The sequence below is a fragment of the Candidatus Hydrogenedentota bacterium genome, assembly GCA_018005585.1.
Lineage (GTDB): Bacteria > Hydrogenedentota > Hydrogenedentia > Hydrogenedentales > JAGMZX01 > JAGMZX01.
In genome coordinates this window covers 1-12,503 of record JAGMZX010000048.1, presented here as the reverse complement: position 1 = coordinate 12,503, position 12,503 = coordinate 1, and the positions used below count along the sequence as shown (strand labels likewise).

Below are 12,503 nucleotides of genomic sequence, written 5' to 3'. Positions count from 1 at the left end.
TTACTGCCATTGAAAGGTGCAATGTATGACCAGGTTCTCGTCGCGGTATTCCGGCGGCACCTGAAACGGGAACGGCTTGAAAGGGCCCGCCTTCACGACGGACTCCCTGCACAACGCCGCGTAGATGCGGTTCGTCGGCGTGCCTACGTTCGTGGCCGAAACCACGCGCCCGTCGGGCGCGATGGCGACTTCGACCTCGGCCACGGCGCGCGTCGATCCCGTGTAGCGCGTCAGCATCGCCGCGATCCAACTGCGCCGGATCAACGGCTTCACGTGATGCAGATAGTACGCGGCCACGTCGTCCTGAAGCGCCTCGAAACTCGTGAAGCCCCGCTCCAGGATCTTGCCGTCCATCTGACCGCGGCCGCGCTGCGGCGTCTCGCCGCCGGGAAACGGCAGCGCTTGCGCCAGCAGTGGTTGCTGCTCCGGCGCCTCCGCGCGGTCCCGGTCTTCGTCCGGTCGCTCCGCGGCGTCCAGTGCTTCCAGCAGCGCGGCGCTTTCCACGGCCTCCTGCTGCGCGGTTTCCATCGGCTCTCCTGCCGGTTCTTCCTCTTCTGCTGTGGGTGTCTGTCTCGTTGGAGGGGGTTGCGGCGAACCTTCTTGAGACCGGCTTGGCGCCACGGGCATGGAGACCAGGTCGCCCTGCTCGTCCAGGCGCGGTCCAAGCGCCGCGCCGTCGTGCAATTGCGCGTCCGCCGCGTTTGCATTGCGGTCGGACAAGAGATGCGTGGGTTCGACGGGCCGGTGCGCGGCGACCGCGGTTTCGATCACCTGGGGGCGGGGCGCCTGCGGATCCGGCGGGGGCGGCGGCTCGGCCCGCAGACGCAGTTGCAGGGGCGCATCCGGGACATGGCCCAGCGCCGCCTGTTGCTGCCACGGCGCAAGCAACACGGCCAGATTCAACAGCAGCGAGACGGCGCTGCACAGGGCCATCCGTCGCCGGTAATGCATATCGCTGGATTCCCGCAACTCGCCGGATCTTATCAGAACGGTCGTGCGCAAGACACGGAAAGGCCCGCCAACCGCTTGCGAAATCAACCTCGAATGCTTGTCACATTCACGCTCTTGATCTATAATGATGCCTTGCTTGCGCACGTATCGCGCAAGGAGGGTCGAGGGTTCCGAAGCATATCGAGGTTTGGGCTGCATGCGGCATGGCGCGAGTCTGTTGGTCTCCCTCGAGGGGATGAGCCGCGCGGCGTTTCGCATTGCGAACGAACTCGCCGGGAACAGCAAGTCGGGACTTACGTCGCGCTTTCTCTCGAAGAAGCTCGACATCCCGGAGGAGGAGGTGGAATATCTCCTCGACGTCAATCATCGCCTGCTGTTCACCGACCTGACTAAGGTCAAACTGGTCTCGGAAGGCCACAACATCGTCCGGCGCATAAACGAAGGGCTCGAAAACCGCGGCGACGTGCCCGCCCTCGTGCGCAGAATCAAGAGCCTGGACGCCCATGATTTCCGGCGCCTGGAGGAGCAGCTCGGTCTCGGCCAGCCCGTGGCCAAGAAGACCGCCGCGGAGGAACTGATCCAGCGCTTCTACGAGCATCCGGATTCGATCGTGACGTATGTCGCGACGCGCGGGTTTTCCGACACGGCGCGCGAGGTCTTCGACATTGTCTGGCAGTCGAAGGAAGGGTTGATGCCGGTGGCGAAGATTCGCGCGGCGCACGGCGGCACGGAATTCGAAGTCGAGCAGGCGCTGTGGGAGTTGTTCCGCGGCCTGGCGCTCTTCGAGATATTCCGGTTCGACGCGGAAGACCGGCTGCTGCGCGCCGCGGGGCTGCTCGCGGAGATTCGCCAGTGGCGCGAGGCGTCCTCGCGCAAGAATGCCAAGAAGAGCAGGCCGAAGCCCGCGCGCGCGACGCCCGTGCGGGCGCAGTTGCAGCAGCTTGGCCTTTCCGACGCGATTTGCCAGATCGTCGCGGCGCTGGCCGCGCGCCCCGCCCGGTTGCGCGGCGACGGCGACCTCTTCCGTGAGGACCGACGCCGGCTCGGCGAGATCGTGCCTGAGGACGCGGAGCCGTCGCTGAACACGTGTCTGTGGGCGGCGCAGGGCGTGGGCTGGCTGGTGCGGGTCGACGACACCCTGCGAGCGGGTGAACTCGACGCGTTGTTGCCGCTTGACCGCGTGAGCCGCCATCGCATCCTGTACGAGTGGCTCGTGTCGCAGGGCGACGAGGCGCTGTCCCGCAAGCTGCTGGTCTCCTTCCTCGATGACCTGCGGGCCGGCGTCTGGTACGACGTTGTCGAATTTGTCGAGTTCGCGCTCCAGTCCAATGAGGAAAGCGCCCAGCCGGTGTTGCGCCAGAAAGGCGCGCAGTGGCAGTACATGAGCCCCAGTGTCTCCGGGCACTGGGAAAGCCGGCTCACCCGCTCGCTTGAGGAAACGTTCTTCTGGCTTGGCATCGTCGACCGTGCGGAAGAAGGCGGCTCAAGCCTGTTCCGGATCACGGAACTGGGCGAATTGCTTCTGACGAACGGCGAGCCCATCCGGCTGCGCGACGCGTTTCCGCCGCGCAAATGCGAATTCATCGTGCAACCCAACTTCGAGATCGTGGTGCCCACCGAAGAGATGGACCCGCTGCTCACCGCCCCTTTGGACCAGTTCGCCACGCGCTTGAGCACGGGCCAGGCTACCGTCTATCAGGTGACGAAGGAATCCTTCACGCAGGCGATCCAGGAAGGGCATGACGGCGACGCGTTCGTCAACTTTTTGATGACCTATAATCGGGGCGGTGCGCTGCCCCTCAACGTCATGACTACCTTGGAGGACTGGCGCGGCGCCATGAAACGCGTGAAGTTGCGCACCTTGCACGTGCTCGAGTCGGACGACCCGCTGGTCATTGCCGACCTCATGCACCGTCGCCGTCTCCGCAAGTTCTTCGAAGTGCCGGACCCGAAACAAGTGGTCATCTACAACGGCATCACGCGCGCCGAATTGTCCAAAGAGCTCGAGAAAGACGGCTTCATCGTCGAGTAGCGGCTCCTTCCCGAAGTTCCGGCGCTTGTTCCAGCCATACGCGAGAAACGGCGCGCTCTTGAGGAAAGCATTGCGCGAATGCGCGCGCCTTTCTATAATCGGACCGGTCCCCGGGGCGCATGGCGCGCACCCGCGAGGGACACGGGACGAAAGAAACTGCCTATGCGGCGTTGCCTGATCATGGCGCTGTGGAGTGGTTCGGCGCTGGTGCTTGCGCACCCAGCGGCCGCGGATGATCCGCTTTGGCGCATCGAGGATGTCAGCACCTGGGGCGGCGGGCTCTACTGGCTGGTGTGGCCGATTCTCGCCGTTTTGGCCCTCGCTTTTGTCTTGGAGGGCGCGCGCCGTTACCGGCAGCACCGGGCTGACCTGCGCGAACAGTGGCGGGCCGTGCGCCGGATCGCGGAAGAGCGGGAACTGTCCGGCAACGAGTGGGACCTGCTCGCATCGCTGCTGCGCCGGTTTGCGCCGCGCCGCCCGCTGCGGGCGCTCACGGAGTACCGCAGCTTCGACGCCTGCGCCGCCCGCGAGATACAGGAACTGGCGCGCACCGGCGGCGCGCAGGCCGTCGAAGCCCGGGGCGCCGCCCTGCGTGAACTGCGCGTGCGGCTGGGGCTGGATTATGTGCCTTTTGGCCGACAAATACAGTCCACGCGCGAACTCTGCGCCGGGCAGATCCTCTGGGTGGCGCGGGACATCAGCAGCCCGCAATGGCACAGCATGCGCGTGGCCGGCGTCGACGAAGCGCGGTTCCGCGCCGAACCCGCGGACGAAGCCGCGCCGCCCGGCTTCAAGCCGGGCGAACTGTTGCGGTGCCGCATGTGGCGCGACGAGGACGCGCGCTACCTCTTTACCGCCAGGCTGGTCCGGATCGACGCAAGCGCCAACCAGTGGGTTTTTGAACACGCGCAGGAACTCAAGCGCGTGCAATCGCGCGCGCACTATCGCATCCGGTACGACCAGACGGCCGCCGTTTCGGTGTTGCAGGCGCATGAAGAAGACGACTACACGGACTTGGGGCAGCGCCCCGTGCTCGCGGTACTGCGCGGCCGCATCACCAGCCTCAGCGGCGGCGGCCTCGCCGTTATTGTGGAGGAAGCGCTGCAACCGTCCGCGATACTGCGCACGACGCTTGAACTCGCCGGCGCGCCGCCGCTCGAAGTGTCCGTGCGGCTGGTCAGCGTGGCGCCCTTGACGCGGGGCCGGCACCTGGCGCGCGGCGCGTTCGTGGGCATCGCGGAAGAAACGCGGGATGACATCACGCGGTTTGTCTTCCGCCAGCAGCAATTGCGCGCCGCGGAGACGGGGGGCAAGGAAGCGCCCCAATGAACGGCCGCGCGGTTTTTCTCGACGCCTGTGCTTCCGTCCGCCGCAATTGGACAACGGTGGCTGTGTTCATTGCCGTCGTGAGCGGGTGTGAAAGCCTCGTGCGCCTTCTGAGCCTGGCCTTCGCCGGAGACAGCCCCCTCGAGGAACTGCCTCCCTTGCTGCGCGCAGTCGATCTATGCGCTCGAATCCTGCTGGCCGCCGGCTACAGCGCTGCTCAGGCGATTGCGTTTGCGCGGCTCGGCAAGGACATCGACCGGCCGCTGTGGAAATGTTCCGGCGATTACGAGGCGCTCGCCCGCTATTTCACTCCCTGGTTCATCTTGAATCTGTTCCTTACCCTGCTCTGGACGCTGCGGCACGTTGCCGCCGTGCACGAAAGCATCGGCGGCGTGCAACTGCTCGAGTTCTTAAGCATGGTGCTCTGTGTTCTCTGCGTGCCCACGGGCGCCTGCATCGTCTACGGCGGCGGCTTGCATTGGGAGAGACTGGGCCAATTGCTGGCCCCTATGGTCCGGCAATTCCCTCTCGCGGCGGTTTCGATGTTCTTCGGGCTCCTCGGATACACGCTCTTCCTGCTGGCGGATGCCGTAATTCCCGGAATTGCCGCCATGACCGTGGCGCCGGCCCTCCTTACGGCGTTGTTGGCGTTGCTCGATTGCCTCGCCTTCGCCGCCATGTGGCGCGTCTGCATGATCCAGCGCGACGCGCCGCCCGGCGAAGACTTCGACTTCTACTGAACGGCCAAGGGATCCGCTGCGCATGCGTATCGCGATGCCCTATGACGAGAGCGCACAGGAAGCCGCGCTGGATTGGGCCCGCAACCTGGGCGTACTCGACGTGACGGACGTGCCGCCCGTGTCGGGCGTCACGCGCGCCGCGCGCGAGGCCTTCCGGCGTCCCATCGGCATGCAGCATGCCGCGTTCGACGGCATCCGGCCCGGCGCGGAGGTTGTCATCGTCGTCTCGGACTCTTTCCGCAAGACCCGCATCCACGAGATATTACCGGCGATGCTTGAAGAGCTGGAACAGGCCGGCGCGAGAGAGCGCGACATCTCGTTCCTGTACTCGACCGGCTCGCACCGCCCCCCAACAGGCGACGAACAGCGGGCCATCCTGGGCGAGGCGGTCTATGACCGGTTCCAGGGGCGCGCGTATGCTCATGACCCGGCGGACAAGGAAAACCTCGTCTTCCTGGGCCGCACTTCGCGGGGCACGCCCGTCTCGTTGAATCGCCGGCTTGTCGAGGCGGACCACGTCATCGTCACGGGGACGGTCGTCCTCCACTATTTTGGGGGATTCGGCGGCGGGCGAAAGTCCCTTGTGCCCGGTCTGGCGGGGCTCGATACCATCGCGCACAACCACGCCTTGAATCTGCACCCCACGGAGAACCGGCTGAACCCGGACGTGCGCATCGGCGTGCTCGAGGGCAACCCCGTGGCGGAGGACATGCTCGAGGGGGCGCGCCTGTGTCGCGTGGATTGCATTGTCAATACCGTGCTGAACCGGGCCGGCGCCATTGCGGGGCTGTATGTCGGGGAACTGGATGCGGCGTTCCGCGCCGCGGCCCGGTTCGCGCGGGACCTCTACGCCGTGCCCATCGAAGAGCGGGCGGACCTCGTGATCGCGAGCGCGGGCAGCGCGAGAAACTTCGTCCAGTGCCACAAGGCGCTCTTCAACGCCTATCAGGCCGTCAAACCCGGCGGCCATATCGTTTTCCTGGCCGCCGCGCCCGAAGGATTCGGCGGCAACAAATTCGCGCAATGGCTGCGCCTGGGTTCCCGCGACGCCATCATCGCCGAATTGCGCAAGAATGCGGAAATCAACGGGCAGACGGCCTTGTCCACCCTGGAAAAAGCCGCCGCAACCACCTTCGTGACGCGGCTCTCCGATGAGGAGGTGCGGTGGATGGGCGGCCGCAAGGCCGCGACGCTCGCCGAGGCCCTCGAGCAAGTGCGGGCGGACCTCGCCAATGCCGGGGTTGACAGCCCGGCCTGTTACCTCATGCCCTCCGCCGCTTACACCGTGCCCTGGCCGCATTTGCGCGCGGATGTTTGACTGCGCCGCGTTGTCTTTGTTAGACTTCCGCCAATCTTACCCCATGCCCCGAGGGCTGGAGCCTTGGACTCGCTCAAGATTCCTCTCAGCGCCATTACGGAGTACGGTGTGCCTGTTGACGCCGCCGTGAAGGTGGCGGCATTGCGCCCCGAGGGCGCGGAGCCGCTGCCGATGGCCGCGGTGCGCGTGGCGGTAACGGCGACGCTGGTCAGCGGACAAGTGCTTGTGCGGGGACGGCTCCAAGGGGTCTACGTGCACGCCTGCGACCGGTGTCTCGAAGAAGCGCAGTGGCCGTTGAATCTGGAAGTGCTGTGGTGCTTCAGCGAGAGCGCGCCCCCGGCGCGGGCCGCGGAGCGCGGCGAGGTCGAGGTTTTGCCCGACGAGCCGGATTTGCCCCGGCCCATCGCCGGCAACGAGGTCGACCTTGCGGCCGCGGTGTGGGAGGAACTGGTCCTCGCCGCGCCGCTGAAATACGTGTGCGACGCCGCGTGCCGGGGCCTGTGCCCCCAGTGCGGCGTTAACTGGAACCGGGCCGCTTGCGCGTGCGGCTGCGTTGAAAAGGATACAAACGGCGAACGCAAGGCGTTCGCGAAACTTGCGGACCTGTTCAGGGATACTATTGAGCGTCCAACGGAGGATTGAATCCGTGCCGGTACCAAAACGAAAAACCGCCAGAACGAAACGCGATATGCGCCGCTCCCACCATGCGCTGCGCGCCCCCCAGACCACCGAGTGCCCGAGTTGCGGCGAACGGATTCCCACGCATCGCGTGTGCCCGAAATGCAGTCACTACAAGGACAGGCTCGCCGTCTCGTCCAAGGGTGACTGACCGCGGCTGCGCGGTCCACCGGAGAAACCCTCGTGCGTATTGCCGTTGATGCCTTCGGGTCCGACGGCGCTCCCGAAGTGGAAGTGGAAGGCGCGGTGCGGGCCAGCCTCGAGAGCGAGGTGGAAATCATACTGACCGGCGACGCAGCCGTGCTCGAGGAATGCCTCAAGGCGTACCCCAAGCGCGGCAACCTTCGCGTCGTGCATGCTTCCGAGCGCATTACGATGGGCGATTCGCCCGTCGTTGCCGTCCGCCGCAAGAAAGACTCGTCTCTGTCAGTGGCGTTGCGCCTCGTGCGCGACCACCAGGCCGACGCCGCGGTCAGCGCGGGCAACACGGGCGCCGTCATGATCGCGGCGCGCACCATTCTCGGTCCGCTCAAGGGCGTGGCGCGCGCGGCCATCTGCCAGGCGCTGCCGACCGCCACGGGCCGCGTCGCCGTGCTCGATCTTGGCGCAAACGTCGACTGCACGGCGCGGCACCTCTGCGAGTTCGCCGAAATGGGCATCGCCTATTCCCATTACACGCTGGGCGTCGAAAGCCCGCGCGTCGGCCTGCTCAACATCGGCGAGGAGGCGCAGAAAGGCACGCAGGTCGCCAAGGAAGTGCACCAGCGGCTCTCCGCCGCGCCGCACGTCAATTTCATCGGCAATATCGAGCCGCGCGCCATCTTCGCGGGCGAGGCCGACGTCGCCGTGTGCGACGGGTTCGTGGGCAATCTGTTCCTCAAGACCAGCGAAGCGGCCGGCATGTTCCTCGGCAAGATGATCCGCGAGCAGTTCGAGAGTTCGTCCATGAGCAAGATGGGCGCGCTGCTCGCGCGCAAGGCGCTCAAGGCCATCAAGCAGCGCGTGGACCCGAACGAATACCCCGGCGCGCCGCTCCTGGGCGTCAACGGCATCGTCATCATCCTGCACGGCTCGTCCACGCCGGCCGGTTTGGCGAACGCCATCCGCGGCGCGGGCGCCGCGTTCGCCAACCAGCTCAACGAGCACATCCGCGAGAATATCGAGGAACTGCGGGAAGTCGAGCGCGAAATGCGCCCGCCCGACGGGACCGCGCGAGCGTCATGAGCCTGTTCCTCTTCCCAGGACAGGGCAGCCAGCGGCCGGGCATGGGCGCCGACTTTTTCGAGCGCTCGCCCGCCGCGCGCGCCGTCTTCGACGAGGCGACGCCCCTGTTGCCCGACGGGTTCTTCGACACCGTCTTCTCCGGCGCGCAGGACCGGCTCAACGACACGCGCATCGCGCAGCCCGCGCTCCTGGCCGTCGAGGTTGCGGTCTCGCGCCATCTCGAAGCGCGCGGCGTGCGGCCTGCCGGCTGCGCGGGGCACAGCCTCGGCGAAATCCCCGCGCTCGCCGTTGCGGGAACGTTGCGCTTCGCCGATGCGCTCGGCCTGGTGCTCGAACGGGCGCGCGCCATGAGCGAAAACGTGCCCGAAGGCGGCATGGCCGCCGTTATGGGGCTCGACGCGGACGCCATCGAGGCCGCGCTGCCCGAGGGCGCATCCGTGGCCAACTACAACGGCCCGGCGCAGACGATCATCACCGGCACGAAGGCCGCGCTCGCCGCCGCTGCGGCGCTGCTGAAGGAGGCGGGCGCGAAGCGCGTCGTGCCGCTCCGGGTTTCCGGCCCGTTCCACTCGCCGCTGATGCGGCCCGCCGTCGAGCGCCTGCGCGCGGTCCTTGACGGGATGCCCCTCGAACCGCCGCGCATCCGTTTCATCAGTTCCGTCAGCGGGCAGGAGGAAGACGACCCGGAACGCATCCGGACGCTGCTTGCCGAACAGGTGGCGTCCCCGGTACGCTGGACCGACGTGATGCGCCGCGCGCGCACGGGCCCGGTCATCGAGATCGGCCCCGGCGGGGTGCTCAAGGGTCTCGCCAAGCGCATCGACGGCGCGCCGGAGGTACTGCCCGCGGGCACACTCGAGGAGGTGGACGCCCTTGCGGAACATCGCCCTGCATAGCTTGAAACAAGATGTGCCGGCTCACTCTTATCCGTCCTTTTCGTCCCTTCCCGGGAGGCGCCCCTCATGAACCGCTTTGAAGACAAAATCGCCCTGATCACCGGCGGCACGCGCGGCATCGGCCTCGCCTGCGCGCAAATATTCGCCGCGGAAGGCGCCAGGGTCGCCCTCTGCGGCCGCGACGCGGACCGCGCGGCCCGGGCCGCCGCGAGCATCGGCGACCGCGCGCGCGGCTACGCCTGCGACGTCGCCGACAGCGCCGCCGTCGACCGGCTCGTCGCCGCCGTCCGCGCCGACCTTGGCCCCGTAGCGATACTCGTGAACAACGCCGGGCTCACCCGCGACGGGCTGCTCGCCCGCATGAAGGACGAGGACTGGGACGCCGTGGTCCGCGCCGGCCTCAACGGCGCGTTCTACACGTGCCGCGCCGCCGCGCGCGACATGCTCAAACAGCGCTACGGGCGTATCGTCAACGTCGCGTCCGTCGTCGCGCTGCACGGCCAGGCGGGCCAGGCCAACTACTGCGCCGCCAAGGCCGGCCTCATCGGCTTCACCAAGGCTTACGCGCGCGAGGTCGCCTCGCGCAACATCACCGTCAACGCCGTCGTCCCCGGCTACATCCGGACCGAAATGACCGCGCACCTCGGCGAAGACGCCGTCCGGCGCATCCTGGAACAAGTGCCCCTCGGCCGCGTGGGCGCGCCCGAAGACGTCGCGCGCGCCGTCGCCTTCCTCACGTCCGAAGACGCCGCCTACATCACCGGCGCCGTCCTCTCCATCGACGGCGGCCTCGGCATGTAACGGCCAAACCAAGGCCGCTGTTCAAGACTGTCCCGTGTCGAGGAAGCATCAGCGCAGGCTCGCCCATTCATAAACCGCCTGTCAGTAAGGCTTTACCAATGCACCTCGTTGAGGCCGAAAAGGTCCTTGACAAGAAAGGAGATATGCGCTAGGATAGAATCATTGAAGTGGTCGTCTCCGGGGTGAGGACGGCCTCATCCCGCCGAAAGTCTATCGGGCTGAGAAGGAGGGGATAATGATGATGCCCGTTAACGCCCCTCTTTGCGTGTGTGCATCATTCGCGCCGTTTGTGCCGGGAGAGACGCGCGTTTTTGTGGACAAGGGTGGGGGAGACGACCCGGAGACAGCGAACGAGCGGGAGATGTGGTTCCCAAAACCGGCGTACTACCGGGTTCGAGACGCATTCACCAACTACTTCGGCAGGGCGTTTGTCGTGCGCGACTCGCAGGGGCAGGAGGTGGCTCGCTTTGCCGAGAATGGCAATGTCCTGCTGATGAAGGCGGGAGCGCATGTAGTCGAAAACGTAAGCAATTGGACGGAGTTAGGCCTGCCCAGTCCGACCGGACGCGAATTCATTGTCAGAGACGCTCTCGGGAACTACCGGGCCGTGATCACCGAAGGCGGAGTGCTGTACTTGTCCGGGGTTGTCATGGAAGACGAAGAAACACCGCTCGAACCGGAACCCGAGGGCGAAAGCGGCGGCACGGCGTTCACGGTGCGTTGTGACGGCGAGGTTGTCTCCCTTATTGACGATGCTGGCAACCTAAAGCTGGCGGGCTATCTACTCGAAGACGGCATTCCTTTCAGTCTTCCGAAGGATGATGAAGATGACAAGTATTTTCGCCGGTGAACATGCGTTAACGGTTTGAAAAGGAGGGGCGGGCAATGTATATCGCTCAGTTAGTTAGCATACCTGCTTCTGTAGACACTCGTATATGGTGCTTACTTGTGGTTTTCGGAATTGGTTTGGCGGGTGAGTTTCTGCCATCCGCGGATGCGGAGACTGACAGCGAACCTTCCTGGATCGAGGCAACATCTGCGGCGGCGTGGTCGCCACGAAACGGCCATGGAACGGTTGCATTCGATGGAAAGCTCTGGATTCTCGGGGGGTTGGGTGACGTGGAGCATGACGGTCAATACGGGCTTAATGACATCTGGTGTTCCGAAGAGGGTGTAAACTGGACACGGATAGCGGAACATGCTGCCTGGTCACCACGTTGCTACCACGGTGTAGCGGTATTCAATGATGAATTGTGGGTGCTTGGTGGATCATTGAGCGCCGAAAATGACGTATGGCATTCAAGGGACGGTAACGACTGGCTTCGGGCGACCGAACATGCACCTTGGCCCGGACGCTTTTCTCATAGTGTGGCCGTATTTGACGGCAAGTTGTGGATTCTCGGTGGCAATCCGACCTATAACGACGTATGGTTCTCTGTCGACGGCGTGAACTGGTCGATTGCGACGGCAAATGCGGCTTGGCCGCCTCGATATGGACATACGGTGACGGTATTCAACGGTGAAATGTGGCTGATGGGCGGTCATTCCTCTGCGGGCACGGAGCGAGACTTGAACGATGTCTGGCGCTCATCAGATGGAGTGAATTGGACAGAGGTCTCGACGAATCCGGTGTGGCCGGTTAGGTTTGTCCACACAACAACAGTCTTTGATGGTTCGATGTGGGTGCTTGGTGGGGTATATGGCGAGGGCTACCCTCGGGCACGCTTATATTGGCTGAACGACGTGTGGCCATCGACGGACGGCGTAAGTTGGGTGCAGGTGGCAGAGCACGCGCCTTGGCGGCCGCGGTTCGGGCATACCTCGGCAGTGCTCAACAACAGGCTTTGGGTCTTAGGTGGTGAAACGTATTCGGGGTTTGACCGCGTGCTTCTAAACGATGTCTGGTATCTACCCGCGAGCGCTGCGGAAGGCGAGGGCGAAGGCGAGTCGCCGACGGGTCCGCACACGGCGGACCAGAACGGCGACTGGCAGGTGGATTTGCCCGAGCTGTTGCGCGTGATTCAGTTCTACAATTCGGGCGGGTTCCACTGTGCGGAAAATCCCGGGGACACGGAAGACGGGTACGCGCCGGGGCCGGGCGCGAACCAGGCGTGCGCGCGGCACGCTTCCGATTACCTGGATGGCCCGAGTTGGACGATCACGCTGTCCGAACTGTTGCGATTGATCCAACTGTACAACACCGGCGGCTATCATCTCTGCCCCGGCGAAGGCACGCCCGACGGCTATTGCCCGGGAATAGGCTGACGCGACCTGGCGGGTGGGTACAGGCACGTCTCGTCCCGCGCGGCGCGGGACTCGCTTGTGCCAGTCCCCGAGCCGAAGGGCGACTGACCGGACCTTCCCTGCGCCGTTTTCAATGAGGGCATTCTTCCGGCTTCTCCACAGGGCCTGTAACGCCGGTCCCGGTATCCTTCCGGACTGGACAGCCGCGGTTCCGGCGCGCTAGGCTCGCAGGCGCGCGGTAGCGATGCGCGTGCCGCGCGAATAGCCGCTGGAGAGGGTTTCATGATGCGCCG

Annotated in this window: 12 protein-coding genes; 11 read left to right on the top strand and 1 reads right to left on the bottom strand. The window is 65.4% G+C overall.

The window, feature by feature from the left end; genetic code table 11:
• Window positions 1-951: a hypothetical protein gene (locus KA184_10165; GenBank protein ID MBP8129929.1), complete on the bottom strand. Its 951-nt coding sequence runs from the start codon at window positions 949-951 to the stop codon at window positions 1-3.
• A 196-nt stretch (window positions 952-1,147) separates the two neighbouring features.
• On the opposite strand from KA184_10165, the gene KA184_10160 reads away from it, so the two are divergent.
• The 11 genes from KA184_10160 to KA184_10110 all read left to right on the top strand — a co-directional run bounded on the left by KA184_10160 (window position 1,148) and on the right by KA184_10110 (window position 12,231).
• Window positions 1,148-2,983, top strand: coding sequence for a helicase-associated domain-containing protein (locus KA184_10160; GenBank protein MBP8129928.1), 1,836 nt, complete (start codon window positions 1,148-1,150; stop codon window positions 2,981-2,983).
• A gap of 162 nt (window positions 2,984-3,145) precedes the next feature.
• Window positions 3,146-4,312, top strand: a complete 1,167-nt coding sequence (locus tag KA184_10155) for a PilZ domain-containing protein (protein ID MBP8129927.1) — start codon at window positions 3,146-3,148, stop codon at window positions 4,310-4,312.
• On the top strand, window positions 4,309-5,049 hold the full coding sequence (locus KA184_10150) for a hypothetical protein (protein MBP8129926.1): 741 nt from the start codon (window positions 4,309-4,311) through the stop codon (window positions 5,047-5,049). The genes KA184_10155 and KA184_10150 overlap by 4 nt, the downstream gene beginning before the upstream one ends.
• Before the next feature lie 22 nt (window positions 5,050-5,071).
• Window positions 5,072-6,367 (top strand): nickel-dependent lactate racemase, encoded by a 1,296-nt coding sequence (larA, locus tag KA184_10145; GenBank protein ID MBP8129925.1) that lies wholly within the window; start codon window positions 5,072-5,074, stop codon window positions 6,365-6,367.
• A 63-nt stretch (window positions 6,368-6,430) separates the two neighbouring features.
• Complete coding sequence (locus tag KA184_10140; GenBank protein MBP8129924.1) at window positions 6,431-7,009, top strand: DUF177 domain-containing protein; 579 nt, start codon at window positions 6,431-6,433, stop codon at window positions 7,007-7,009.
• The gene (gene rpmF / locus KA184_10135; protein MBP8129923.1) at window positions 7,005-7,196 is read left to right on the top strand and encodes a 50S ribosomal protein L32; all 192 of its coding nucleotides are present in this window, start codon (window positions 7,005-7,007) and stop codon (window positions 7,194-7,196) included. The genes KA184_10140 and rpmF overlap by 5 nt, the downstream gene beginning before the upstream one ends.
• Window positions 7,197-7,228: 32 nt before the next feature.
• Window positions 7,229-8,269 carry a phosphate acyltransferase PlsX gene (gene plsX, locus KA184_10130; GenBank protein MBP8129922.1) on the top strand — a complete coding sequence of 347 codons (1,041 nt, stop codon included), beginning with the start codon at window positions 7,229-7,231 and terminating at the stop codon, window positions 8,267-8,269.
• The gene (fabD, locus tag KA184_10125; protein ID MBP8129921.1) at window positions 8,266-9,165 is read left to right on the top strand and encodes an ACP S-malonyltransferase; all 900 of its coding nucleotides are present in this window, start codon (window positions 8,266-8,268) and stop codon (window positions 9,163-9,165) included. Before plsX ends, fabD begins: the two co-directional genes overlap by 4 nt.
• A 66-nt stretch (window positions 9,166-9,231) precedes the next feature.
• On the top strand, window positions 9,232-9,966 hold the full coding sequence (gene fabG, locus KA184_10120) for a 3-oxoacyl-[acyl-carrier-protein] reductase (protein ID MBP8129920.1): 735 nt from the start codon (window positions 9,232-9,234) through the stop codon (window positions 9,964-9,966).
• A 235-nt stretch (window positions 9,967-10,201) separates the two neighbouring features.
• Entirely contained in the window at window positions 10,202-10,816 is a 615-nt protein-coding gene (locus KA184_10115) for a hypothetical protein (protein MBP8129919.1), read from the top strand.
• Between the two features lie 35 nt (window positions 10,817-10,851).
• Window positions 10,852-12,231 (top strand): hypothetical protein, encoded by a 1,380-nt coding sequence (locus tag KA184_10110; protein MBP8129918.1) that lies wholly within the window; start codon window positions 10,852-10,854, stop codon window positions 12,229-12,231.
• Window positions 12,232-12,503 lie beyond the last annotated feature (272 nt).